The 24642-nt window shown below is 74.1% G+C and carries 26 protein-coding genes; 24 read left to right on the top strand and 2 right to left on the bottom strand.

Going from position 1 to position 24642, the window contains the following annotated elements; genetic code table 11:
• Positions 1 to 59: 59 nt before the first annotated feature.
• The 21 genes from ANAE109_RS11070 to ANAE109_RS10970 all read left to right on the top strand — a co-directional run bounded on the left by ANAE109_RS11070 (position 60) and on the right by ANAE109_RS10970 (position 20622).
• On the top strand, positions 60 to 473 hold the full coding sequence (locus tag ANAE109_RS11070) for a thioesterase family protein (RefSeq protein WP_012096956.1): 414 nt from the start codon (positions 60 to 62) through the stop codon (positions 471 to 473).
• A 12-nt stretch (positions 474 to 485) separates the two neighbouring features.
• Positions 486 to 1451 carry a class II fructose-bisphosphatase gene (glpX, locus tag ANAE109_RS11065; RefSeq protein ID WP_012096954.1) on the top strand — a complete coding sequence of 322 codons (966 nt, stop codon included), beginning with the start codon at positions 486 to 488 and terminating at the stop codon, positions 1449 to 1451.
• 60 nt (positions 1452 to 1511) lie between these two features.
• Positions 1512 to 1958, top strand: a complete 447-nt coding sequence (locus tag ANAE109_RS11060; protein ID WP_012096953.1) for a type II toxin-antitoxin system RatA family toxin — start codon at positions 1512 to 1514, stop codon at positions 1956 to 1958.
• Positions 1959 to 2223: 265 nt separating this feature from the next.
• Complete coding sequence (locus ANAE109_RS11055) at positions 2224 to 2421, top strand: hypothetical protein (RefSeq protein WP_041448283.1); 198 nt, start codon at positions 2224 to 2226, stop codon at positions 2419 to 2421.
• Between the two features lie 221 nt (positions 2422 to 2642).
• Positions 2643 to 3932, top strand: a complete 1290-nt coding sequence (gene eno, locus ANAE109_RS11050) for a phosphopyruvate hydratase (RefSeq protein ID WP_012096951.1) — start codon at positions 2643 to 2645, stop codon at positions 3930 to 3932.
• 246 nt (positions 3933 to 4178) lie between these two features.
• Positions 4179 to 5585: a phosphomethylpyrimidine synthase ThiC gene (gene thiC, locus ANAE109_RS11045; RefSeq protein WP_012096950.1), complete on the top strand. Its 1407-nt coding sequence runs from the start codon at positions 4179 to 4181 to the stop codon at positions 5583 to 5585.
• A gap of 76 nt (positions 5586 to 5661) precedes the next feature.
• Complete coding sequence (locus ANAE109_RS11040) at positions 5662 to 6609, top strand: hydroxymethylglutaryl-CoA lyase (protein ID WP_012096949.1); 948 nt, start codon at positions 5662 to 5664, stop codon at positions 6607 to 6609.
• A gap of 60 nt (positions 6610 to 6669) precedes the next feature.
• Positions 6670 to 7446 carry an enoyl-CoA hydratase-related protein gene (locus tag ANAE109_RS11035; protein ID WP_012096948.1) on the top strand — a complete coding sequence of 259 codons (777 nt, stop codon included), beginning with the start codon at positions 6670 to 6672 and terminating at the stop codon, positions 7444 to 7446.
• Positions 7447 to 7477: 31 nt separating this feature from the next.
• Entirely contained in the window at positions 7478 to 9046 is a 1569-nt protein-coding gene (locus ANAE109_RS11030) for an acyl-CoA carboxylase subunit beta (protein ID WP_012096947.1), read from the top strand.
• A 121-nt stretch (positions 9047 to 9167) separates the two neighbouring features.
• The gene (locus ANAE109_RS11025; protein ID WP_041448282.1) at positions 9168 to 10307 is read left to right on the top strand and encodes an acyl-CoA dehydrogenase family protein; all 1140 of its coding nucleotides are present in this window, start codon (positions 9168 to 9170) and stop codon (positions 10305 to 10307) included.
• A gap of 113 nt (positions 10308 to 10420) precedes the next feature.
• Complete coding sequence (locus ANAE109_RS11020) at positions 10421 to 10975, top strand: sugar O-acetyltransferase (RefSeq protein WP_012096945.1); 555 nt, start codon at positions 10421 to 10423, stop codon at positions 10973 to 10975.
• Between the two features lie 122 nt (positions 10976 to 11097).
• Positions 11098 to 12417, top strand: a complete 1320-nt coding sequence (locus ANAE109_RS11015) for a hypothetical protein (RefSeq protein ID WP_012096944.1) — start codon at positions 11098 to 11100, stop codon at positions 12415 to 12417.
• Complete coding sequence (meaB, locus tag ANAE109_RS11010; protein ID WP_012096943.1) at positions 12417 to 13442, top strand: methylmalonyl Co-A mutase-associated GTPase MeaB; 1026 nt, start codon at positions 12417 to 12419, stop codon at positions 13440 to 13442. The genes ANAE109_RS11015 and meaB overlap by 1 nt, the downstream gene beginning before the upstream one ends.
• An 8-nt stretch (positions 13443 to 13450) precedes the next feature.
• Positions 13451 to 14584, top strand: coding sequence for a ribonuclease III (gene rnc, locus ANAE109_RS11005; protein ID WP_012096942.1), 1134 nt, complete (start codon positions 13451 to 13453; stop codon positions 14582 to 14584).
• A gap of 70 nt (positions 14585 to 14654) precedes the next feature.
• Positions 14655 to 15311 carry a peptidylprolyl isomerase gene (locus ANAE109_RS11000; protein ID WP_012096941.1) on the top strand — a complete coding sequence of 219 codons (657 nt, stop codon included), beginning with the start codon at positions 14655 to 14657 and terminating at the stop codon, positions 15309 to 15311.
• A gap of 51 nt (positions 15312 to 15362) precedes the next feature.
• Positions 15363 to 15869 (top strand): peptidylprolyl isomerase, encoded by a 507-nt coding sequence (locus ANAE109_RS10995; RefSeq protein WP_012096940.1) that lies wholly within the window; start codon positions 15363 to 15365, stop codon positions 15867 to 15869.
• A gap of 93 nt (positions 15870 to 15962) precedes the next feature.
• The gene (gene era / locus ANAE109_RS10990) at positions 15963 to 16895 is read left to right on the top strand and encodes a GTPase Era (protein WP_012096939.1); all 933 of its coding nucleotides are present in this window, start codon (positions 15963 to 15965) and stop codon (positions 16893 to 16895) included.
• Entirely contained in the window at positions 16892 to 18307 is a 1416-nt protein-coding gene (gene der / locus ANAE109_RS10985) for a ribosome biogenesis GTPase Der (protein ID WP_012096938.1), read from the top strand. The genes era and der overlap by 4 nt, the downstream gene beginning before the upstream one ends.
• A gap of 97 nt (positions 18308 to 18404) precedes the next feature.
• Entirely contained in the window at positions 18405 to 19133 is a 729-nt protein-coding gene (locus ANAE109_RS10980) for a tol-pal system YbgF family protein (protein WP_012096937.1), read from the top strand.
• Positions 19134 to 20231 carry a PQQ-binding-like beta-propeller repeat protein gene (locus tag ANAE109_RS10975; protein ID WP_012096936.1) on the top strand — a complete coding sequence of 366 codons (1098 nt, stop codon included), beginning with the start codon at positions 19134 to 19136 and terminating at the stop codon, positions 20229 to 20231.
• A gap of 1 nt (position 20232) precedes the next feature.
• Positions 20233 to 20622, top strand: a complete 390-nt coding sequence (locus ANAE109_RS10970; RefSeq protein WP_012096935.1) for an NUDIX domain-containing protein — start codon at positions 20233 to 20235, stop codon at positions 20620 to 20622.
• 21 nt (positions 20623 to 20643) lie between these two features.
• Here ANAE109_RS10970 and ANAE109_RS10965 read toward each other — a convergent pair whose 3' ends face one another.
• The gene (locus ANAE109_RS10965; RefSeq protein ID WP_012096934.1) at positions 20644 to 21315 is read right to left on the bottom strand and encodes a hypothetical protein; all 672 of its coding nucleotides are present in this window, start codon (positions 21313 to 21315) and stop codon (positions 20644 to 20646) included.
• Between the two features lie 141 nt (positions 21316 to 21456).
• Here ANAE109_RS10965 and ANAE109_RS10960 point away from each other — a divergent pair, with 141 nt between their 5' ends.
• A complete protein-coding gene (locus ANAE109_RS10960) occupies positions 21457 to 22356 on the top strand; it encodes an NAD(P)H-binding protein (protein ID WP_012096933.1) in 900 nt (299 codons plus the stop codon).
• A 31-nt stretch (positions 22357 to 22387) separates the two neighbouring features.
• Here ANAE109_RS10960 and ANAE109_RS10955 read toward each other — a convergent pair whose 3' ends face one another.
• On the bottom strand, positions 22388 to 23311 hold the full coding sequence (locus ANAE109_RS10955; RefSeq protein WP_012096932.1) for a LysR substrate-binding domain-containing protein: 924 nt from the start codon (positions 23309 to 23311) through the stop codon (positions 22388 to 22390).
• 115 nt (positions 23312 to 23426) lie between these two features.
• Between ANAE109_RS10955 and ANAE109_RS10950 the strand changes: the two genes are divergently transcribed.
• Positions 23427 to 23966 (top strand): peroxiredoxin, encoded by a 540-nt coding sequence (locus tag ANAE109_RS10950; RefSeq protein WP_012096931.1) that lies wholly within the window; start codon positions 23427 to 23429, stop codon positions 23964 to 23966.
• On the top strand, positions 23963 to 24520 hold the full coding sequence (locus ANAE109_RS10945; RefSeq protein ID WP_012096930.1) for a carboxymuconolactone decarboxylase family protein: 558 nt from the start codon (positions 23963 to 23965) through the stop codon (positions 24518 to 24520). Before ANAE109_RS10950 ends, ANAE109_RS10945 begins: the two co-directional genes overlap by 4 nt.
• The last annotated feature ends 122 nt before the right edge of the window (positions 24521 to 24642 follow it).

The raw sequence follows: 24642 nt of genomic DNA, 5'->3' as shown, positions 1-24642 counted from the left end.
CGCGCGCCCCTGTCGACCCCCGGCGCGCCGGCGCGCGCGGGGCCCCGCGAGGCCGCGAGATGGTGAAGACGGAGATCCGGGTCATCTACGGCGACACGGATCAGATGGGCGTCGTCTACTACGGCAACTACCTGCGCTACTTCGAGGCGGGGCGGAACGAGTTCATCCGCGCGAAGGGGCTGCGCTACCGCGACTTCGAGGCGCAGCACGGGCTCGTGCTGCCCGTCGTCGAGGCGCAGGTGAGCTACCGCCTGCCGGCGCGGTACGACGACCTGCTCTCGGTGGAGATCTCGCTCGTCGAGGCGCGGCGCGCGTCGGCGCGCTTCGGGTACCGCATCCTCCGGGACGGGGAGCTCCTCGTCACCGGCTACACCGTGCACGCGTGCGTGGATCGCGAGGGCAAGGTCCAGCGCCTGCCCCGCGAGCTGCTCGATCGCCTCTCGGCGGGCGAGCCGCTCGCGGCCCAGCCCTGAAGGAGAGATGAGATGGATCGCAACCTCGCGCTCGAGGTCGTACGCGTCACCGAGGCCGCGGCGCTCGCCTCCGCCCGGCTCATGGGCCGCGGAGATCGTGACGGGGCCGACCGCGCGGCGGTGGAGGCGATGCGCCGCGTCTTCGACAACGTCGACGTCCGCGGGGAGGTGGTGATCGGCGAGGGGGAGCGCGACCGCGCGCCCATGCTGTACGTCGGCGAGAAGGTCGGCCGCGGCGTCGAAGGGGACGTCGAGGTCGAGATCGCCGTGGACGCGCTCGAGGGGAGCAACCTCTGCGCGACCGGCGCGCCGAACGCCATCAGCGTCATCGCCATCGGCGAGAAGGGCCGCCTCCTGCGCGCGCCCGACGGGTACATGGAGAAGATCGCCGTGGGCCCGGCGGCGAAGGGCGCCATCGACCTGCGCCGCTCGCCGACGGAGAACCTCGAGCGCATCGCCGACGCGCTCGGGAAGTACCTGGAGGACCTCACCGTCGTCATCCTCGACCGCCGGCGCAACGACGCCCTCGTGAAGGAGGTCCGCGCCGCCGGCGCGCGGATCAAGCTCATCGGCGACGGCGACGTGTCGGGCGCGCTCAACACCTGCTTCCCGGAGTCCGGCGTCGACGTGCTCATGGGGACCGGCGGTGCGCGGGAGGGCGTCATCGCGGCGGCGGCCCTCCGCTGCGTGGGCGGCGACATGCAGGGGCGGCTCCAGCTCCGCGACGACGGCGAGCGCGAGCGCGCCGCGCGGACCGGCCTGCGCGACCTCGACAAGGTGCTCTCCATCGACGCCCTCGCCGGCGGCAGCGTGATGTTCGCCGCGACCGGCGTGACGAACGGCGACTTCCTCCGCGGCGTCCGCTTCACCGGCGACGGGGCCCGGACCCACTCCGTCGTGATGCGCTCGAAGAGCGGGTCGATCCGTTACATCGAGACCATCCACAAGTTCTCCCGCGCGCCCGACTACGAGCACTAGCCGAGGGCCGCGAGGGAGCCGAGCCGTCGTGGGGCGCGCCGCCCCGAGGAGATGAGCCGCATGACCGCCGTGTCCCGAGAGGTCGTCATCGCCACCCCCGTGGAGCGGTTCTTCGACCTGGTGATCGACTACCCGCGGTACCCCGAGTTCGTGCCCGGCATCCACGCGTGCCGCGTGAAGGGGAACGGAGTGGGGGGCAAGGAGGTCGAGTACGAGCTCGACGTCGGCGTGAGGCGCATCCGCTACGTCCTCCGGCACGTCGAGGAGCGGCCGCGCCGCGTCGCCTGGTCGCTCGTCTCGGGCGAGATGATGAAGGTCTCCAACGGCTCGTGGGAGCTCGAAGCCGAGGACGGCAAGACCCGCGCGCTCTACACCGTCGAGATCCAGATCGCGAAGCCGCCGCTCGTCCCCCAGGCGATCGTCGACCGCATCGCGGACGAGCTGACGCGCGTCCAGCTCCCCCGCACGCTGGAGGCATTCAAGCGCCGCGCCGAGGAGGGAAGGTGAGCGAGTTGCGTGCGCTCGACGCACGGCCGCGTGGTCTGCGCGCCACGCCCGAGCCCTCGTGGAGCGCTCGCTCTCCCGGTCCGACTCCGATCCTTGACCCCCTGTCTCGCCGGGGAATACGATGAAACCATGGCCCTGCCGGGACATCTGAATGCGATGAAGGGGCGCAACGTTTAGAACGAGGAGAGCTCGAACGGAGAGGATCCAGGGGGAACGCAGCTTGCACGAACCCGGGACGGCGACGACGAGGGCGAGAGGACGCGCGATGCTGGACGCTTACGTCATCGAGGAGATAAAGCGACGCGAGCGGGAGCAGTCTCGCGACGATCGTCCCGTTCTCGAGCTGCCGATCCCCCAGCCGGTCCGTCGTCCGGGCGGCGACGAGCGCTCCGAGCGCGACGACGATCACGACGATCGCGACGACCGGAAGGACCGCGGCGTCGTGATCATCGACCTCGGCTGAACCCCCACAGGACGCTCCGCGATCGCCAGCGGCGATCGCCGGGACGAGGGCGCGGACCGCGAGGTCACGCGCCCGATTCTTTCGGCGCGGCTCCGTCCCGCCGGGTCCCGAAAACCGATTGACCGGCGGGTGGGCGGGGGGGCACATTCCCGCACCCACGCGGCGAGCGCCTACCGCCCGCCGGCCCTCGGCGCCAGGCGCGCCCCCACGGAGGAAGTCCGATGACCGAGATCATCAACGTGACCGCGCGCGAGATCCTCGACTCGCGCGGCAACCCGACGATCGAGGTCGAGGTGGCGGTCGGAACGGGGGACGTCGGTCGCGCCGCCGTCCCGTCGGGCGCCTCCACGGGCGAGCACGAGGCGCTCGAGCTACGAGACGGCGACAAGGGGCGCTACCTCGGCAAGGGGGTCCGGAAGGCGATCGCCAACGTGATGGACGAGATCGCCCCCGCGGTCGTCGGCCTCGACGCCGGTGACCAGGCGGTGCTCGACCAGCGGATGATCGAGCTCGACGGCACGGCGACGAAGTCCAAGCTGGGCGCGAACGCCATCCTGGGGGTATCGCTCGCCGCGGCGAAGGCGGCCGCGCAGGCGCACGGCCTGCCGCTGTACCGCTACGTCGGGGGGGCGGGCGCCCGCACGCTCCCCGTGCCGCTCATGAACATCCTGAACGGTGGCGCCCACGCGGACTCGAACGTCGACATCCAGGAGTTCATGGTCGTTCCGCTCGGCGCGCCCAGCTTCGCCGAGGCGCTGCGCTACGGCGCCGAGGTGTTCCACGCGCTGAAGGCGGTCCTGAAGAAGAAGGGAGCCGGCACGGGGGTCGGCGACGAGGGGGGCTACGCCCCGAACCTCGCCTCGAACGAGGAGGCGCTCGCGCTCATCATGAAGGCGATCGAGCAGGCCGGCCTCAAGGCGGGCGACGACGTCGGGCTGGCGCTCGACTGCGCGGCGAGCGAGTTCTTCGAGAAGAGCTCGGGCAAGTACGATCTGGAGGGGGAGGGGAAGGCCTTCGACGGGAAGGGGCTCGTCGACTTCTACGCCAGCCTGGCGGCGAAGTACCCGATCGTCTCCATCGAGGACGGCTGCGCCGAGGACGACTGGGCCACCTGGAAGCTCCTCACCGAGCGGCTCGGCTCGAAGCTCCAGCTCGTGGGCGACGATCTCTTCGTGACGAACGTCACCCGCCTCTCGCGCGGCATCGCGGAGGGCGTCGCGAACTCGATCCTCGTGAAGGTGAACCAGATCGGCTCGCTCACCGAGACGCTCGAGGCGGTGCGCATGGCGCACCGCGCCGGCTACACGAGCGTGATGAGCCACCGCTCCGGCGAGACCGAGGACACGACCATCGCCGACCTGTCGGTGGCCTGCGACTGCGGCCAGATCAAGACCGGCTCCGCCTCGCGCACCGACCGCGTCGCCAAGTACAACCAGCTCCTCCGGATCGAGGAGGAGCTCGGCAAGGCCGCCCGGTACGCAGGGCGGGATGCTTTCCGGGCGCTGCGCTGATCGTCCAGGCCAGCACACGGCGCGCCGCGGGATCGCCCTCCCGCGGCGCGTCGCCGTCTCCGGGGGGGCCGCTTCGGCGGCCGGTTCTGGACCGCGCCGCTCCACGCCGCCCCGGCGCGGCGGCCCGCGCGGCGCACCGAAGGAGCGAGCGGCAGTCTCGAAGTGGACGTTGACGGGGGATCCGTTTGACCGGCGCCGCCCCGGTTCGCTAGGTTCGCGCGCCACAGCGACGTTCGAGGAGAGCTCATGCGGGCCCAGTGGATCGCCAGGCGGCACGGACAGCCGAACGTGACGCAGATGCATCACGCGCGGCGGGGGAGCGTGACGGAGGAGATGGCCCACGTCGCGGCGCGGGAGAAGCTCGATCCCGAGCTCGTCCGGCAGGAGGTCGCGCGCGGGCGGATGGTGATCCCCGCCAACCTCAAGCACCCCGAGCTGGAGCCGATCGCCATCGGCATCGCGGCGACCTGCAAGATCAACGCGAACATCGGGAACAGCGCGGTCACCTCCGACGTGGACGAGGAGCTGCGCAAGCTCTCCGTGTGCCTGCGCCACGGCGCCGACACCGTGATGGACCTCTCGACGGGGGGCGACATCCCCCTCATCCGCGAGAACATCCTCCGGCACAGCCCCATCCCCGTGGGCACGGTGCCGATCTACGAGTGCCTCGCGCACGTGAAGGACGTGGTCGATCTCACGCCGCGAGGGCTCCTCGAGATCATCGAGGCCCAGGCGGCGCAGGGCGTGGACTACATGACCATCCACGCGGGCGTGCTGCGGGACATCGTGCCGATGGCCGCGGGGCGCATCACGGGGATCGTCAGCCGCGGCGGCGCGCTCCTGGCGCGCTGGATGGCGGCGAACGGGCAGGAGAACCCCCTCTACACGCACTTCGACGAGATCTGCGAGATCTTCAAGCGGTACGACGTGACGTTCTCGCTGGGCGACGGGCTGCGGCCCGGGTGCCTCGCCGACGCCTCCGACGAGGCCCAGTTCGCCGAGCTGAAGGTCCTCGGCGAGCTCACCCGCAAGGCGTGGGCGCACGACGTCCAGGTGATGGTCGAGGGGCCGGGGCACGTCCCGCTCGACCAGATCCCCATGAACATGCAGAAGGAGCGCGAGCTCTGCGACGAGGCGCCGTTCTACGTGCTCGGCCCGCTCGTCACGGACATCGCGCCCGGCTACGACCACATCACGAGCGCCATCGGCGCGGCCGTCGCGGCGCAGCACGGCGCGTCGATGCTCTGCTACGTCACGCCCGCCGAGCACCTCGGCCTCCCCGACGCGGAGGACGTGCGGCAGGGGATCGTGGCCTACAAGATCGCCGCCCACGCCGCCGACGTGGCCCGGCAGCGGCCGGGCGCGCGCGACCGCGACGACGCCCTGTCCCGGGCGCGCTACGCGTTCGACTGGAAGCGCCAGTTCGAGCTCTCGCTCGACCCGGACGCGGCGCGCACGAAGCACGACGCGACGCTGCCGCAGGAGGCCGCCAAGTCGGCCGAGTTCTGCTCCATGTGCGGGCCGAAGTTCTGCTCGATGCGGATCCACTCGCACCTCGGCGACGGCGCCGCCCCCGGGGCCGCGCTCCCGTGCGCCGACGCCGCCCCGTCCCAGCCCACCCGCGCCGGCGGCCCGCTGCCCATCGCGCGGTAGGTTCGCGGCGAACCGCCCTTCGGGGGCTCGCCCGTGACGCAGTCCCGAGGCGGGCGAGGGGTTAGGATCCCGGGCGATGGCACCCCGGGTGACGGTGTACGAGGTCGGCCCCCGCGACGGCCTCCAGAACGAGGCGAAGACCGTCCCGTCCGGCGACAAGCTCGCGCTCGTGCGCGCGCTCGCCGGCGCCGGGCTACGGCGCATCGAGGCGACGAGCTTCGTCTCGCCGCGCTGGATCCCGCAGCTCGCCGACGCCGCCGAGGTCACCGCCGCGCTCCCCCGCGTCCCGGGCGTCTCCTACGTGGTCCTCGTCCCGAACGCGAAGGGGCTCGAGCGGCTGGGGGAGGCGCTCGGGCGAGCGGGCCCGGACCACCCGCCCGTCGACGCAGCCGTCTTCCTCTCGGCGTCCGAGACCCACTCGCGTCGCAACATCAACAAGGGCATCGCGGAGGCGCTCGACGAGGCGGCGTCGCTCGTGCCGGCCGCGCTCGGGCGGGGGCTGCGCGTCCGGGGCTACGTCTCGACGGTGTGGGGCTGCCCGTACGAGGGGCGCGTCGACGCCGGGCGGGCCGCGGAGATCGCCCAGCGGCTCCTCGCCTTCGGCTGCCACCAGGTGTCGCTCGGCGACACCATCGGCGTGGGGACGCCTCACCAGACGCGGGACGTCGTGCGGCGCCTCCTCGCGACCGCCCGCCCCGAGCAGCTCGCGCTGCACATGCACGACACCCGCGGGACGGCGCTCGCGAACGTGCTCGTGGGGCTCGAGGAGGGGCTCACCACCTTCGACGCGGCGATCGGCGGCCTGGGCGGTTGCCCGTACGCGCCGGGCGCCTCCGGGAATCTCGCCACGGAGGACCTCGTGTACATGCTGCGGGGGATGGGCGTCGAGACGGGGATCGACTGGGAGCGGCTCGTCGCGGCCGGCGCCCTCGCGCAGCGGCTGGTGGGGCGCCGCCTGCCGGGCAAGGCGCTCCAGGCCGAGCTCGCTCGCGGCGCGCCGCATGCCGCGCCGGCCGGCGCGTGAGGCGGGCGTGAACGGTCCGGCGGGTTCGCCCCGCCGGCCCCGAGCCAGGAGGCTCGACGGATGGAGTTCCGGATCCAGCGGCGGGAGGGTGGCATCGAGGTGTGGACCATCGACGGCGAGGCGCGGCGCAACGCGATCTCGCGCGCGATGCTGCGCGAGCTCGAGGCCCACCTGGCGCGGGCGGCGACGGACCGCGCCCTGCGCTGCGTGGTGCTCACCGGCGCGGGCGACAAGGCCTTCTGCGCCGGGGCGGACCTGAAGGAGCGGGCCACCATGTCCGCCGAGGACGTGCACGCGTTCCACCGCGAGCTCCGCCGCGCGCTCCGCGGCATCGAGGAGGCGCCGCAGCCGTTCGTGGCGGCGCTGAACGGCGCCGCGCTCGGCGGCGGGCTCGAGCTGGCCCTCGCCTGCGATCTGCGCATCGCCGCGGACGCCGCGCAGCTCGGCCTGCCGGAGGTGTCGCTCGGCATCATCCCGGGCGGCGGAGGGACCCAGCGGCTCGCGCGGCTCGTCGGCGTCTCGCGCGCCAAGGACCTCGTCCTGACCGCGCGCCGCGCCTCCGCCGCCGAGGCGCTGGCGATGGGGCTCGTCACCCGGCTCGTCCCCGGCCAGCGGCTGCTGGCGGAGGCGGAGGAGCTCGCGCGGCGGGTCGCGCGCAACGCGCCCGTCTCGCTGCGGCAGGCGAAGCGCGCCATCGACGGCGGGTTCCACCTCCCGCTGGAGGAGGCGCTCGATCTCGAGAACCGGCTCTACCAGGACTGCCTCGGCACGAAGGACCGGGTCGAGGCGCTCCGCGCGTTCGCGGAGAAGCGGCCGCCGGTGTTCACCGGCGAGTGACCCCGCCCGGCGGGGAGAGCGAGGAACCGTGATGGACGCGGACGGAACCCCGGGCGGCGCCCCGAGGCCGGAGAGCCCGGACGAGCGGATCGAGCGCGAGCTCGCGCGCGTCGAGCGGGGCGGCGCGGAGAAGTACCACGCGAAGAACGCGGAGCAGGGGAAGCTCTTCGCCCGCGAGCGGCTCCGGCTGCTCCTCGACGAGGGCTCCTTCGTCGAGGACGGCGCGCTCGCGAACGCGCTCGATCCCGAGCTGCCCGCCGACGGAGTGGTGACGGGCATGGGCCGCGTCGACGGCCGGCCGGTGTGCGTCATGGCCAACGACTCGACGGTGAAGGCCGGGAGCTGGGGGGCCCGCACGGTCGAGAAGATCCTCCGCGTCCAGGAGGTCGCCGCCGCGCAGAAGGTCCCGCTGCTCTACCTCGTGGACTCCGCCGGCGCTCGCATCACCGACCAGGTGGAGATGTTCCCGGGCCGCCGCGGCGCCGGGCGGATCTTCCACAACGAGGTCCACCTCTCCGGCGTGGTCCCGCAGCTCTGCCTGCTCTTCGGTCCCTCCGCGGCGGGCGGCGCCTACATCCCGGCGTTCTGCGACATCGTGGTCATGGTCGAGGAGAACGCCTCCATGTACCTCGGCTCGCCGCGCATGGCGGAGATGGTCATCGGCGAGAAGGTGACGCTCGAGGAGCTGGGCGGTGCGCGGATGCACTGCTCGGTCTCGGGCTGCGGCGACTTCCTCGTCGAGACGGAGCAGGAGGCCATCGCGCTCGCCCGTCGCTGGCTCTCGTACCTGCCCGGCAACCACCGCGGACTGCCCCCGCCCGCGGCGGCCCGGCCGCCGCGCGCCGGGGCGCGCGCCATCGAGGAGCTCGTCCCGCGCGATCAGAACAAGCCGTTCGACGTGCTCGAGCTCATCGAGGCGATCGTCGACGAGGGCTCGTTCCTGGAGGTGAAGAAGCTGTGGGCGGCGGAGCTCGTCACCGGGCTCGCGCGCATCGACGGGCAGGTGGTGGGCATCCTCGCCAACCAGCCGCGGGTGAAGGGCGGCGTGCTGTTCGTGGACTCCGCCGACAAGGCGGCGCGGTTCATCTGGCTCTGCGACGCGTTCAACGTGCCGCTCCTCTACCTCGCCGACGTGCCCGGGTTCATGATCGGCACGAAGGTCGAGCGCGCGGGCATCATCCGCGCAGGCGCCAAGATGATCAGCGCCGTGTCCGAGGCGACCGTCCCGCGCATCTGCGTGGTGGTGCGCAAGGCCTACGGCGCGGGGCTCTACGCGATGGACGGGCCGGGGTTCGGCCCGAGCGCGACCCTCGCGCTGCCGCAGGCGATGATCGCCGTGATGGGCCCGGAGGCGGCGGTGAACGCCGTCTACTTCAACAAGATCCAGGAGAAGCCCGAGGGCGAGCGGGCGGCGTACGTCGCGGCGCTCCGCGACGAGTACCGCAAGGACATCGATCTCGTGAAGCTCGCGAGCGAGCTCGTGGTGGACGCGGTGGTACCCGGCAAGGCGCTGCGCGGCGAGCTCGCGCGGCGGTACGCCCTGTACGCATCGGGCCACGTGCCCCCTGCCGAGCGCAAGCGCGGGATCCTGCCGGTGTAGGGGGGGCATCGGGCTTCGGGCTTCAGGAGAAGCCTCTGCGCGGTCTTCGAAGCCGGTAACCCGTAGCCGGTAGCCCAGGTTTTTCGACATCGTGCTCGTCGGTTTTGGAGTGGAGGCCCACATGGACTTCGAGCTGCCCGAGGAGCTTCGCGAGATCCAGCGCACCGTCCGCGACTTCTGCGAGGCGAAGGTGAAGCCGCGGGCGCGCGCCTGGGACGAGAAGGAGGAGTTCCCCTGGGAGGTCGTGCGCGAGCTCGGCCCCCTCGGGCTCCTGGGCATCGCGGTGCCGGAGGAGTACGGCGGCGCCGGCATGGGGGCGCTGGCGGTGGCCGTGGTGGTCGAGGAGATCGCGCGCTACGACGGCTCGCTCGCGCTGACGGTGGCGAGCCACAACGGGCTCGGCACCGGGCACATCCTGCGCTTCGGCAGCGAGGAGCAGCGGCGCCGCTGGGTGCCGCCGCTCGCGCGCGGCGAGAAGCTCGCCGCGTGGGGGCTCACCGAGCCCGGCAGCGGGTCCGACGCCGCCGGGCTCCGGACGACCGCGGTGCGGCGCGGGGATCGCTGGCTCCTGAACGGCGCGAAGACCTTCATCACCCAGGGCACGGTGGGCGACACCTTCGTGGTCCTCGCCAACACCGAGCCCGAGCGCAAGCAGCACGGGATCACCGCCTTCGTCCTCGAGAAGGGGGCGAAGGGGTTCTCGCAGCGGCCCATCCACGGCAAGCTCGGCATGCGCAGCTCGGACACCGCCGAGCTTCACCTCGACGAGGTGGAGGTGCCGGACGCGCAGCGGCTGGGCGAGGTGAACCAGGGGTTCGTGAACACCCTGCAGATCCTCGACCGTGGCCGCATCACCATCGGCGCGCTGGCGGTGGGGCTCGCCCGCGGAGCCCTGGAGGAGTCGCGGGCCTACGCGAAGGAGCGCCGGACCTTCGGCCGGCCGATCGCCGAGCACCAGGCCGTCGCCTTCATGCTCGCCGACGTCGCCACCGAGGTCGCCGCGGCCCGGCTCCTCGTGCACCGCGCGGCGGCGCTCTGCGACGCGGGGGAGCCGTTCGGCGCCGAGGCTTCCATGGCGAAGCTCTTCGCGAGCGAGGCCGCCATGCGCGCGACCACCAAGGCCGTGCAGATCCACGGCGGCTACGGCTACACCCGGGACTTCCCCGTCGAGCGGTACTTCAGGGACGCGAAGCTCACCGAGATCGGGGAGGGGACGAGCGAGATCCAGCGACTCGTGATCTCCCGCGCGGTCCTCCGGTAGTCCGCCTGCCCGTCGAGCAGCACGACCTCGACCCTGCGGTGGGGAGCCGTCGCGCGGGCGGAGGCGGGCGCGCGCAGCTCCCCCGCGGTAGGACCTCGCGCGGGGAGGGCGCGATGACCGAGCGCGAGAAGATGCTTGCGGGCGAGCCGTACCTGGCGACGGATCCGGAGCTGGTGCGCGCGCGCTCATTCGCTCGCCGCGCGCTGAGGCGCTTCGCCGCGACGGCGCCGGACGACGTCGTGGGGCGAGAAGCGATCCTGCGCGAGCTGCTCGGATCGTTCGGCCCGGCCGCGTACGTCGAGCCGCCGCTCTTCGTCGACTACGGCGCCCACCTGCACGTCGGCGCGCGCGCCTACCTCAACACCGGCTGCGTCCTCCTCGACTGCGCGCGGATCGACGTGGGCGCCGACGCGCTCCTCGGTCCGGGTGTCCACGTCTACACCGCGACGCACCCCATCGATCCCGAGGAGAGCGCGCGCGGTCCGGAGCTCGCGCGGCCCGTCCGCATCGGCGCGAAGGCCTGGATCGGCGGCTCGGCGGTGATCCTGCCGGGGGTGACGATCGGCGAGGGGGCGACGGTCGGCGCCGGGAGCGTCGTGACGCGTGACGTGCCCGCGCGCTGCGTGGCGGCCGGGAACCCGTGCCGCGTCATCCGGGCGCTCCCCTGATCGCGCCGCTGGGCGCGCCGCAGCCGGCGCCCGGAGCGCCCCGGTGACCGAGGTGCAACGGCTCGTCATCTCGCGCGCGATTCTGAGGTAACCTGCTCCGGCGAAAGGGCAGCGGGCATCGAATGGGCGAGGGCGAGCACACCATCATCAGCAAGATCCCCCGGGAGCGGCTGAACCAGATCGCCTCGCGCAAGCTCTCCGCCCTCGGCATTCCGGTCCGGCTCGGGGCCGATCGCGAGAGCCTCGAGGGCGAGCTCACGCTCTCCCGCGCCATCCACCCGGCCACCGGCCAGCCGATCCCGCGCGCGCGCTTCGCCGTGGTCGGCCACGACCACCTCCGGTTCCTCGACGCGCCCCTGTCCGCCCTCGGGGCGGTGCCTTTCCACGAGCACGAGCGGGCCGCTCAGCTCGACCAGGCGATCACCGCGCGCCTCCAGGAGCGCGCCGCCGCCGTCGCCGACGTCGCCGCCCGGCTCAGGGCGCTCCTGCTCGATCCGCGGCTGGACGCCGATCGGCTCTCGGCCCGCGCGGTGGTGAAGACGCCCAGCCACGCGTTCGAGCTCCTCGGCGGACCGGAGGGCGTCCGCGTCTCGCGCGTGGCGCCGGTCGGCGGAGCGCCGTTCGAGGTCTCGCCGGAGTTCCCTCCGCTCGATCTCGGCGAGCTGCGCACGCCCAGCGCCCTCGAGCTGCACCTCGTCGGCGCGGTGGGGCGGATGGCTCCAGCGGCGCGCGAGGGGCGACCGCCCGCGGGGCCCGCCGCGGCCGGGCTGGAGGCGACGCCGGCGCCGCGCAACGCGCTCACGCTCGCGGCGCTCGCCGAGGTCTTCGGGGCCGAGTCCACCCTCGCCCCCAACGCGATGGTGGAGCTCGTGCAGGAGTTCCAGCACGGGGGCACCCGCTACCGGTTCGTGGCGACCCGGGAGATGGGGACGCAGTTCAAGGGCCGGCTCATCGGGCCGAGCGGCGACGTCTGGTCGGACCGCTTCGAGCTCGCCGCCTTCCCGGGCACGCGCGCGCTCGTCGCGCTCGCCCTCGGCCTCCCGCCGGAGCCGGCCGCCGCCGCGAGCGCAGGGGGCGCCTTCACCGGCCGGCTGGCCCTCGACCACGGCGAGGTGCCCGGCCACCTCCAGCCGCACCCGGGCGAGATCTGGGTGATGAGCGTGGTGGTGGAGGACGCGCGGGAGGGCGAGGTCCGCTACGTGGGGACCGACATCGACGGGCGGCCGTACGGCGCCGCGCGCGTCCTGCCCCGCGCCGACTTCGAGGCGGTCTTCTCCCAGGAGCGCGGCGGCTGGCGGCTGCTCGTGCTCGTGGACCAGGTGCAGGACGGCAGCGTCATCTACCGCCAGCTCGACCGGGGCCGGCAGCCCATCGGCGCCCCCCGCAAGATGGCGGCGGCCATCCTCGTAGCGAACTTCGTGCCGGAGGCGGCGGCCTACTGATGACGACCGGAAGCTCCATCGCCGACCGCGTGCTCGCAGGGGAGGTCCGCGCCGCTGCCCGCCTCATGCGCGACCTCGACGACCGCCAGCCCGGCGCCGAGGCGGCGCTCCGCGCGCTGTTCCCGCGCACCGGCCGCGCCTACGTCATCGGCCTCACCGGCGCGCCCGGCGCCGGAAAGTCCTCGCTGACCGATCGGCTCATCGCCCACCATCGCGCTCAGGGCCGGACGGTCGGCGTGGTGGCGGTCGACCCGACGAGCCCCTTCACCGGCGGGGCGATCCTCGGCGATCGTATTCGCATGCAGGATCACGCCCTCGATCCCGGCGTCTTCATCCGCTCGCTCGGCACGCGCGGCCACCTGGGCGGCCTCTCGCGCTCGACCGCGGACGTCGTGCAGGTGCTGGACGCGATGGGCAAGGACGTCATCCTCGTCGAGACGGTGGGCGTCGGGCAGGACGAGATCGAGGTCGCGAACCTGGCCCACACCGTGGTGGTGGTGGCCGTCCCCGGCCTGGGCGACGACGTCCAGGCGATCAAGGCCGGGGTCCTGGAGATCGCGGACGTGTTCGCGGTCAACAAGGCGGATCGCGAGGGCGCGGACCGCACCGTGCGCGATCTGCAGGGGATGCTGGAGCTGCGCCGCACGGTGATCGGCCGGCCGGGGGAGCACGACGCGGCCCACCACTTCGAGCTCGCCGAGCCGGGCCTGGCCGCGCAGGACGGGACCTGGGAGCCGCCCATCGTGCGGACGGTGGCGCTGCGCGACGAGGGCACCCGGGAGCTCGTCGCCGCCATCGACGCGCACCGGGCCCACCTCGAGGAGGGCGGCGGACGGCGCGCGCGGGACACCGCGCGGGCGCGGGCCGCGTTCGTGGCGGTGCTGCGCGAGCGGCTCGTCCAGGGGGCGCTCGAGCGGCTCGAGGCGGAGATGGGCCGGCTCGACGCCGTCGCGGAGCGGATCGCGGCGCGCGAGGCGGATCCGTACGCGCTCGCGGACGAGCTCGCTGCACGCCTGCGCGCATGAGGAGCCGGATGCACGACGCGAACGAGCCCGGCCAGGCCGGGGCACCGGTCGACCCCGTCGCCACCCTCGAGGCGCGCCTCGGGCTGTGCCTCGGCGATCGCTCCACGGCGCTCGCCGCGCTCACGCACAAGTCGTACGTGAACGAGCACCGCGACGAGCCGGGCCTCGGCGACAACGAGCGGCTCGAGTTCCTCGGGGACGCGGTCATCGACCTCGCCGTCTCGCACCGGCTCATGGAGCGGTTCCCGGCGGCGCGCGAGGGCGACCTCTCGAAGATGCGGGCGGCGGTGGTGGACGAGCAGGGGCTCTCCGAGATGGCGCGGGCCCTCGACCTCGGCTCGCTCCTCCGGCTCGGCCGAGGAGAGGAGCTGACCGGCGGCCGCCGCAAGGCCTCGCTCCTGGCGGACGCGATGGAGGCGGTGGTCGCCGCGCTGTACCTCGACGCCGGCCTCGCCCCCGTGCTCGTCCTCATCGATCGCTTCCTCGGCGACGCGTTCGCCCGCGCGGCGGCCGGCACGCTCGACCGCGACTTCAAGACGCAGCTCCAGGAGCTGGCGCAGAGCCGCGTCCGCGCGACGCCGCGCTACCGCGTCGTCGGCGAGCACGGCCCCGATCACTCGAAGACGTTCGAGGTGGAGACCGAGCTCCGCGGCGAGGTGGTCGGACGCGGCACGGGCCGGTCGAAGAAGGACGCCGAGCAGGCCGCGGCGAAGATCGGGCTCGACCTGCTCCTGCGCCGCTGCGCCGACGAGAGCGCCGCCGCCGGGGCGGGGGGCGGGACCCCCGCGGCACCCGCCGAGAGCGCCGTCGAGCGCACCGCGCCCGAGCACGCGGCGCCGGCGTCACCTCCGCCAGACACCGACGAGCCGCGCGTAGCCGGGCAGCCCGCGCCGGGAGCCGCGGTCGCCGCGGCACCGGTCCCTGCGGTCGAGCCCGCCGCCGAGCTCGCGCCGCCCGCCGAGGGCACGCTCCCGACGGAAGCGCCAGCCGCCGCCGAGCCGCCGAGCGAGCCGCCACCCGCGAAGCGGGTGCGCGCGAAGGCGGCGCGGCCAGCGAAGAAGTCGACGCCGAAGGCCCGGCGCTCCGCGCCCGAGGTCCCCGCCACGAAGAAGGCCCGCAAGGGGGCGCGTCGCCGCAAGTGAACGAGGCGAGGCATGCTTCGCCCTCTTTCCATTTGCCCGCACCCCCGCCGGTGGCTAGCATCCCGCGCATATGACGAGACCCACCGTGCTCCTCGCCGCGCTCGCGGCCTCGCTCGTCGTGCCCGCGGCGGCCCAGGCGAAGGACCTCTACGCCGTGTTCCAGACCTCGCGCGGCGCGATCGGCGTGAAGCTGCTCCCGGAGAAGGCCCCGAAGGCCGTCGAGAACTTCGTCGGCCTCGCCCAGGGCAAGAAGGCCTGGACCGATCCCGCCACCGGCAAGCAGGTCACCCAGCCGCTCTACGACGGGACGCTGTTCCACCGCGTCATCCCGGGCTTCATGATCCAGGGCGGCGACCCGCTGTCGCGCGGCGCCGCGCTGGGGGAGACGAGCAGCGCGTCGGGCCGGCCGTTCGGGACGGGCGACCCGGGCTTCCGCTTCGCGGACGAGCTCGAGAAGCCGCCCGCGAAGCCGTTCGCGAAGCCCTGCCAGCTCGCGATGGCGAACAGCGGGCCCAACACGAACGGCTCGCAGTTCTTCATCACCGAGGCGGCGACGCCGTGGCTCGATCCGAAGGCGTGCGGCGCGCCGGGCGGCGCGTGCGGCTACGTGCACTTCGGGGAGGGCGTGTGCGGCTGCGAGCTGGTGGCGCCGATCGCCCGCGCCGGGAACGGCCAGACGAAGCTCGTGAAGGTCACCATCACGGAGAAGGCGCCCACCTGCAAGTGAGCGGCGCCGGCCGGGCGGACGATCCGCGCCGGCGAGGACGGGAGGAGAGACATGGCTGAGCAGCTCTACGCGACGTTCCAGACTTCCCTCGGCGAGATCGTCGTGAAGCTCCTGCCGGAGAAGGCGCCGAAGACCGTCGAGAACTTCGTCGGCCTCGCGGAGGGGACGAAGGAGTGGACGGACCCCCGCAGCGGCCAGAAGCAGAAGAAGCCGCTCTACGACGGCACGGTGTTCCACCGCGTCATCCCCGAGTTCATGATCCAGGGCGGCGATCCGCTGGGGACCGGCACCGGCGGGCCCGGCTACAAGTTCGCGGACGAGATCGGCCCCGACAACCGGTTCACGAAGGGCGGCCTGCTCGCGATGGCGAACGCCGGCCCGAACACCAACGGCTCGCAGTTCTTCATCACGGAGATCGCGACGCCCTGGCTCGACAAGGGACACACCATCTTCGGAGAGGTGGTGCGCGGCGAGGAGCTCGTGCCGAAGATCGCGCGCACCGGCAACGCGAAGGTCAAGCTCGAGAAGGTCACCATCACCCGCGGCGCCCAGCCCTAAGGGCGGCGACGCAGAAACCCACAGGCGCCCGTCTCCCCCCGACGAGCTCGGGGGGAGCGGGGCCCCGCTCCGGGGACGGGCGCGATCACCTCCATGACCAAGAAGAAGCAGCCGCAGTTCCGCGCCGGGTTCGTCGCCATCGTCGGGCGGCCCAACGTCGGCAAGTCCACCCTGCTGAACCGCGTGCTCGGAGAGCACGTGGCGATCGTGACGCCGCGCCCGCAGACGACGCGCACCCGCATCCTGGGGATCTGGAACGGGAAGGGCGCCCAGATCGCGTTCTTCGACACGCCCGGGCTGCACCGCGCGAAGGGGCCGCTCAACCGCCGCATGGTCGAGGTCGCGCTCACCACCCTCGACGAGGTGGACGCGGTGCTCATGCTCGTCGAGGCGGGCACCGGGCCGGAGGGGCGCGTCGAGGTCGGCGAGGCGACGCGCTGGGCCATCGAGGAGGTGCGGCGCCGCGGCAAGCCCGCGATCCTCGGCATCTCCAAGATGGACCGGGCGCCGCGCGCCACGCTCCTCCCCGTGATCGACGCGTACAAGGGCCTGCACGCGTGGACGGAGATCGTCCCGTTCTCCGGGCTGACCGGCGAGAACGTCGACACGCTCCTCGAGGTCCTCTCGAAGCACCTCCCGGAGTCGGAGGCGCCGCTCTTCCCGCCGGACCAGCTCACCGATCAGGCCGAGCGCGCGCTCGCCGCCGAGTACGTGCGCGAGCAGCTGATGCTGCACACGCACCAGGAGATCCCCTACGCGGCGGCGGTCGAGGTGGAGGAGTTCGACGAGGCCGAGCGCCGCGACGGCGGCGGGCTGGTCCGCGTCTCGGCGGTGGTCCTCGTCGAGCGCGAGTCGCAGAAGGCCATCGTGATCGGCAAGGGCGGGGCGATGCTGAAGAAGGTCGGGACCCGCGCGCGGGAGAACCTGGAGCGGCTCCTCGGGTGCAAGGTGTTCCTCTCCCTGACGGTGAAGGTGGAGGAGCGCTGGAGCGAGCGCGCCACCGCGCTGAAGAGGCTCGGCCTGTGAGCGCGCCCGCCCCCCCCTCGCCGCGGGCGCTCGTCGCCCTCGTCGGACGCCCGAACGTGGGCAAGTCCACGCTGTTCAACCGGCTCGCCGGCCGCCGCGCCGCCATCGTGCAGGACGTCCCAGGCGTCACGCGCGATCGGAACTACGCCGACTTCAGCTTCGACGGCCGCGCGCTCTCCGTCGTCGACACGGGCGGGTTCGAGCCCGAGTCGCGCGACCGGCTCATGTCGCAGGTGCGCCAGCAGGCCCAGCTCGCCGTCGAGGAGGCCGCCGCGGTGGTGCTCGTCGTCGACGGTCGCGAGGGGCTCACCGCCGTCGACCGCTCGGTCGCCGATCTCCTCCGGCGCGCCGGCAAGCCGCTCTTCGTCGCGGTGAACAAGGTCGACACCGCCCGCACCGAGGAGGAGATCCCGCTCGCCGAGTTCTACCAGCTCGGGTTCGGGGAGGTTCACAGCGTCTCGGCCGAGCACGGGCGCGGCGTGGGGGACCTCGTCGAGGCGATCGTCGAGAAGCTCCAGCTCCCCGAGGCGCCGCCCGCGCCGGAGGACGTGGAGGAGCCCGAGGAGGTCACCGAGGCCGACCGGCCGAAGGGGGACATCCGGCTCGCCATCGTGGGCCGGCCGAACGTGGGGAAGAGCACCTTCGTGAACTCCCTGCTCGGCCACGAGCGCTTCGTCGTCTCCGACGTGCCCGGCACCACGCGCGACGCCATCGACTCGCTCGTCGAGCAGCGCGGCCAGCGCTTCGTCGTGACGGACACCGCCGGAATCCGGCGCAAGAGCGCCATCGCCCAGGCCGTCGAGGCCTACTCGGTCGTCCGGTCGATGAAGGCGATCGACCGCGCCGAGGTCGTCGCCTGCCTGCTCGACGCGACCGAGGCCGGCGTCGAGCAGGACGCCCGGCTCCTGGGGCTCATCGCGGAGAAGGCGAAGGCGCTCCTCGTGGTGATCAACAAGTGGGACATCGCCGAGCGCGAGGGCGCGACCCAGGACTGGTACAGAAAGGAGCTGCACAAGCGGCTCCCCTTCGTCTCGTTCGCGCCGATGCTGTTCGTGTCCGCCAAGGAAGGGCGCGGCGTCACCCGCGTCCTCGACCGCGCGGCGCGCCTCGTGGAGCAGTACCGCGCCCGCTTCCCCACGCCCGCCCTGAACGAGCTGCTCGAGGCGATCCAGGAGGAGCACCCGGCGCCGCTCGCGAAGGGGCACCCGGTGAAGCTGTACTACGTGGCGCAGGTGGCCTACGCCCCCCCGACCTTCGTCATCCAGTGCAACCGGCCGGAGGCGATCGGCGAGCCCTACCGGCGCTTCGTCGAGAACCGCTTCCGAGACGCCTTCGGGCTGGACGTGCCGATGCGGCTCGTGTTCCGCGAGCGCAAGCGGCGGAGCCGGCCGCCCTCGCGGAAGCGCGGCTGACGGCCGGCCGGCTTTCCCTTGACGGCGTCCGCCCGTGCCCTCTAGATTGGCCCGGTTTTCTTGAGGATTCTCGCGCTTCGCGCCCCCGAGAGGTGTCATGTCTTCGAAGACCAGCGTCATCACCCGCAAGGACATGAAGGAGCCGGACAAGTTCCAGCACGCGGCGGAGCAGGCCGCCGGCTGGGTCGCGGCGCGGAGGCGGCAGGCGCTCCTCGCCGGCGGCGCCGCGCTCGGGCTCGTGATCCTCGTCGCGGTCGTCCTGCTCGTGCAGTCGCGGCGGGCCGAGACCACCGGCGCCGCGGTGTCGCAGCTCCTCTCGACCGTCGGCGGCACCGTCTCGACGGTGCCACTCCCGGGCCAGCCGGGCCCGTTCTTCCCGACCGAGGAGGCGCGCCAGCGTGCCATCGTCGGAGCGGCGGACGCGGTCGTCGCCGAGCACGGCGGCAGCGCGGCGGCCCTCGCGGCGCTCGCGAAGGGTGACGCCCACCTGCGGCTGCGGGAGTGGGACGCGGCGAAGGCCGCCTACGAGAAGTACCTCACGGAGGCGGACCGCGACGACTCGCTCCGCTTCGGCGCGCTCGAGGGGCTCGCCCTCGCCGGCGAAGGGAAGGGCGATCTGGCCGCCGCGGCGGACGGCTTCGCGCGCATGGCCAAGGAGGCGCCCGCCTTCTCCGATCGCGCCGATCTCGAGCGTGCCCGCGTGCTCGCCGCCGCCGGCAAGCTCGACGAGGCGCGCCAGGTGCTCGCCGCCTTCCCCGAGCAGCACAAGGAGTCGCCCCTCGCGCCCGAGGCCGCGCAGCGGCTCGGGAAGCTCGGCGGCAAGTAGATGACGGCGCTCGCGCTCGCCGTCGCGCTCGCCGCGACGGCCCCCGGGATGCGGAGCGGCCTGCCGCCGGCCCCGCGGGAGCTCTACCGCATCGCCTGGCAGCGTCCGCTCGTCACGCCGAAGGCGCTCGAGTGGAAGCCGCGCGAGCCGGGCGGCGTCGCCGTGGACGCGGCGAGCGGCACGGTGCTGTTCGGGACGCGCGACGGCTGGCTGCACGCGGTGCGCGACGACGGCGAGGTCGCCTGGGAGTTCCGGGCCACCAGTGGCTTCTCCGGACCGCCCGCGATCGCGGGCGACACGGTCTACGCCGGGTGCGACGACGGGCACCTCTACGCGATCGCGCTCGACTCGGGCAAGGAGCGCTGGCGCTACGACGCGAAGGAGGAGCTCGGGACCAAGCCGGCGGTGGTGGACGGCACCGTGTACGTCGCGAGCCTGCAGGACACCGTCTTCGCGATCGACGCGAAGACCGGCGCCTGGAAGTGGCACCACCGGCGCGAGCCGCGCGCGGGCTTCACGATCCGTGGCGCCGCCCCGGTGCAGGTCGCGCGCGGCACGGTGTACGCGGCCTACTCCGACGGCTTCGTCGCGGCGCTGGATCCGGCCAGCGGCTCGGCCCGCTGGGAGCGCATGGTCGCGCCCGCGGGCGACGAGCTCGACGTGGACGGCCTGGTAGTGGAGGGCGACCGCGTGTACGCGGCGGCCTACTCCGGCGCCGTCGTCGCGCTCGACGCCGCGAACGGTACGACCCGGTGGACCTTCGAGGCGCCCGGGGCCGTGAAGGTCGCGGTCGCGCCGGGCGGGACGGTCCTCGCGGTCGCGACCGCCGGCGTCTACGCGCTCTCCGCTGGAGACGGCGCCGTGCTCTGGTCGTCCCCGCTGCGCGGCGGCGTCCCGGCCGCCGAGCCGGTGCTCGCGGGCGCGTGGGTCCTCGTCCCCGCGGGCGGCGGCGGACTGCGCTGGCTCGAGGCCTCGAGCGGGCGGCTCGTCCGCGTGCTCGACCCGGGCAGCGGCGTCACGGGCGTGCCGGCAGTCGTCGAGGGGCGCGTGTACGTGCTCTCCAATCGCGGCGATCTCTTCGCGCTCGACCTGACCTGACGTGAGGCGCCTGCGCGTCGTCGCCGCCGTGATCCGCCGAGCGGACCTCGTCCTCATCACGCGCCGCCCCGACCGGCCCGGCCTGCCGGGCCAGTGGGAGTTCCCGGGCGGCAAGGTCGAGGAGGGCGAGGAGGAGCCGGCCGCGCTCAGGCGCGAGCTCGCGGAGGAGCTCGGCTGCAGCGCGGAGGTGGGTCCGCTCCTGCTGCGCCATTCGCACGCCTACCCGGAGCTGGAGGTCGAGCTCGCCTTCTACCGCTGCGCCCTCGGACCGGAGGTGCCCCGGCCCATCGGCGTCGCCGAGATCGCCTGGGCGCCGCGGGGCTCGCTCGCCTCGTACGACTTCCTCGAGGCGGACCGGGCGGTGCTCGCCGAGCTCGAGCGGCTCGGCTGAGCGGCAGACGGCGCGCCGCCCTCAGCGGCGGCGCTTCCGCTTCGGCGCTGGCTTCGGCTCGGGCTTCGGCGGCTCGCCGGCGACGAGCACGGTCAGGTTGAGCGGCCCGAAGGTGCGTCCCGCGACGTCCTGGAGCTCGCGCGCGCGGGCCCCGTCGAGCCGCAGGACGTAGCGCGCACCCGGGACGAGCGGCGCCGCCGGCGCGAGCGTGAAGCGGGTGGTCGCGCCCACCTCTCTCATGCCGCTCGAGGGGACGATGGCGTCGGCTGCGTCGAGCAGGACGAGCCGGCCGTCGGGGACCTCGCCGCGGAGCTCGACGCGGAAGGACGCGGCGGGATCGACGACCGTCTCCTCGTCGCGCGCGAGCGGGATGGGGCCGGTCGGCTCGAGCGCGACCGCCTCGCGCACGAGCGTCGCGGCCGACGGCGCGGAGCCGGGATCGGCGAGCCGCCCCGCCTCCCGCTCCTGAGCCGGGGCGTCGGCCGGCGGGAGCGCCTGCACGTCCGCGCCGGGCGTCGGCGCGACCACCGGGACCGGGACCGGGTCCGCGCCCGCGGACGATGGCGCGGCCGGGCCGGAAGGCCCGGCGCCGGGCGCGGGCGACGTGGAGGGTGAGGCCGCGGCGGGAGCGGCCTCGGAGCAGCCGAGGGCGAGGACGACGACCAGGATGCCGAGCGCTGGGAGACGCGTCATCGGGGGCGAGGGTAACACGGGCCGAGCGGGTCCGAGCCCGGTCGGACGAGCAGGAGGCGGCCCGAGAGCGGGCGCATCGTTGCACTCCAAAGGGACCGGGCCGCGGCTGCCACCTCTCCGCATGTCACCGGTGGAGGTCGGATGGCCGAGAAGGTCTACGTCGTGTTCGGCGCCACCGGCCACGTGGGCGCCGTCGTCGCCCGGAAGATCGCCGAGGAGGGCCGTCCGGTCCGCGCCGTCGCGCGGAGCGCCGGGCCGCTCGGCGCGCTCGCCCGGGCGGGGGCGGAGCCGGTGCTGGGGAGCGTGGATGATCCCGTGCTCGTGCGGCGCGCGCTGGATGGCGCGGGCGCGGCGTTCGTGATCGTCCCGCCGTATCCGGGTCCCGGAATCCGGGCGTGGCAGGACCGCGTCGCGGGGATCCTCGCCGAGGGCCTCGAGGCCGCGCGGGTGCCGTACGCGGTGGCGCTCTCCAGCCTCGGCGCGCAGCACGGGAGCGGGACCGGCCCCATCGCCGGCCTGCACACCCTCGAGCGCCGCCTCTCGCAGGTGCCGGCGCTGAGCGCGCTCTTCCTGCGGCCCGGCTACTACTTCGAGAACCACCTCGAGGCCATCCCGCTCGTGCGGTCGGCCGGGATGAGCGGCGGGGCGATCGCCGCCGAGCTGCGCTTCCAGCAGCTCGCCGCCGCCGACGTGGGCGAGGTCGCCGCGCAGCGCCTGCTCGCCCTAGACTGGCGCGGCAGCGAGGTGCTGGAGCTGCACGGAGAGCGTGACCTGACCATGGCGGAGGTCACGCGCGCGCTGGGCGCGGCCATCGGCAGGCCCGACCTCCCGTACGTCGCCTTCCCCTACGCGGACGCGCACGCGGCGATGGTCCGGGCCGGGCTGCCGGAGGAGCTGGCGGCGATCTACGTCGAGCTCGCCCGCGGCCTGAACGAGGGGAGGGTGCAGGCGACGCAGCCGCGCTCCGGCGCGACGTCCACCCCCACGTCGATCGAGGCCTGGGCGCGCTCGGTGTTCGCGCCCGCCTTCCGCTCGTCGTGAGCACGCCCTCGCCGGCGGCGCCGGGCGCGCGTCACGCGCGCCCCGCCTTCGGATAGGCCTCGCGGACCGTGCGCGCGAGCCGCTGGAGCGCGGGGGCGAGCGGCGAGCGGCGGCGCCACACGAGGGCGATGGTCCGGTGCGGGACGGGGGCCGCGAAGGGGCGGAGGCGCAGGTCCCCGCGCCGTGTCTCCGCGGCGAGCGCGAGCTCGGGCAGGAGCGTCACGCCCGCCCCGCCGGCGACCATCTGCACGAGGGTGGGGAGGCTCGTCGCCCGGAACTCCAGCTCGTGCGCGCGGGCCCGCGCGCACACGTCGAGCGCCTGCGCCCTCAGGCAGTGCCCGTCGTCGAGGAGGAGGACGTCCGCCCCGCGCAGCTCGGCCGCGCTGGCGGGGCCGCTGCGCGCGCCGAGCGGATGATCGCGCGGGGTCGCGAGCACGAACGGATCGCGGGCGATCTCGGCGTGCTCGACCTCGCCGAGCTCGGCCTCGAGCGCGAGCAGCGCCGCGTCGAGGGCGCCGGCGTCGAGCCGCCGGACGAGCTCCTCGGTCTTGTCCTCGACCCAGGTGATGGCGAGGCGCGGGTAGGCGGCGCGGAGCGCGGGCGCGGCGCGGGGCAGCAGGTACGGCGACACCGTCGGGATGACGCCCACCCGCAGCGCGCCGTCGAGGGGGTCGCCCGCCGCCCGCGCGGCGCCGGCGAGGTCGTCCGCCTCGACGAGCACGCGCCGCGCACGCGCGAGGAGCGCCCCGCCCGCCGCGGTGACGAGGACGCGCCGGCGGTCGCGCTCGAACAGGCGCACGCCGAGGGCCGCCTCGAGCTGGGCGACCTGCGTGGAGAGCGAGGGCTGCGCGACGCGGCACCGCTCGGCGGCGCGCCGGAAGCTCAGGGTCTCCGCGACGGCGAGCGCGTACTGCAGCTGGCGGAGGGTGAAGGCGTGGGGCGGGAGCGGAGTCATAGCCTGATCCTAACGAACTCATGCCGAGGATGTATTGGGCAAATCACCGCCCCGGCGGCACCTTCACCCCTGCGGCGCGGCGACCTCCGCCGCCCGAGAAAGGGAGACCGACCAGATGCTGACCGTGGGTGACCGCTTCCCCGAGTACCGCCTCCAGTCCGTCGTGAGCCTCGCCCCCGGCGAGGAGTTCCGGGAGCTCACGCCGGAGGGCCACCGCGGGCGCTGGCGCGTGGTGTTCTTCTGGCCGATGGACTTCACCTTCGTGTGCCCCACGGAGATCGCCGAGTTCGGCCGGCGCGAGCGCGACTTCCGCGACCGCGAGGCGCAGGTGCTCGGCGTCTCCACCGATACGCACTACGTGCACCTCGCCTGGCGGAAGAGCCACCCGGACCTGAAGGACCTGCCGTTCCCCATGCTGGCCGACACCAAGCGCGAGCTCTCGACCGCGCTCGGCGTCCTGCACGCGGACGGCGTCCCGCTCCGGGCCACCTACGTCGTCGACCCCGCGGGCGTCATCCGCCACGTCTCCGTGAACGACCTCTCCGTGGGCCGCAACGTGGACGAGACGCTGCGCGTGCTCGACGCGCTGCAGACGGACGAGCTCTGCCCCTGCAACTGGCGGAAGGGCGAGCCGACCCTGGAGGTGGCGCGGTGAGCCCGGTCGATCGCCTGCGGGAGGCGCTGCCCGACGCCGCCCGCGACGTCCGCCTGAACCTCCAGGCGGTGCTCCAGGGCGGCGCGCTCACCGAGGGGCAGCGCTGGGGCGTGGCCGTCGCCTCCGCCGCCGCGGCGCGCCAGCCGGCGCTCCTCTCCGCGGTCCTCGCCGAGGCGCGGAGCCGGGGCCTCGACTCCGCCGCCGAGGACGGCCTCGCGGCCGCCGCGCTGATGGCGATGAACAACGTCTACTACCGGTTCCGCCACATGGTCGGGAAGCCCGGCTACACCGAGATGCCCGCACGCCTGCGCATGGGCCGGCTCGCGCAGCCCGCGACGAGCCGCGCCGACCTCGAGCTCTTCTCGCTCGCGGCGAGCGCCATCAACGGCTGCGAGGCCTGCGTCCGTACGCACGAGGACGTGGTCGTGAAGGGCGGGATCGGGGAGGAGGCGGTCCACGACGCCGTCCGGATCGCGGCGGTGATCCACGCGGCGGCGGTGGCGCTGGAGGCGGGTGAGGTGGCGGGCGGCCACGAGGCGGTGAGCGCGGCGTAGGACGAAGGGATCCCGCGGCGGCGACAGCGCACCCCGCCGCGGGATCGTGCCTCGATGAGCTGACAGGGACTTCGACAGCGACAGCGACTCCGACCGCGCGCGTCCGCCGCGTCGCCGCGCCG

Source organism: Anaeromyxobacter sp. Fw109-5 (assembly GCF_000017505.1).
In the GTDB taxonomy this organism is placed as follows: Bacteria; Myxococcota; Myxococcia; order Myxococcales; family Anaeromyxobacteraceae; genus Anaeromyxobacter.
Note: the sequence above shows the minus strand (reverse complement) of the source record. Positions and strands in the feature narration are given on the sequence as shown.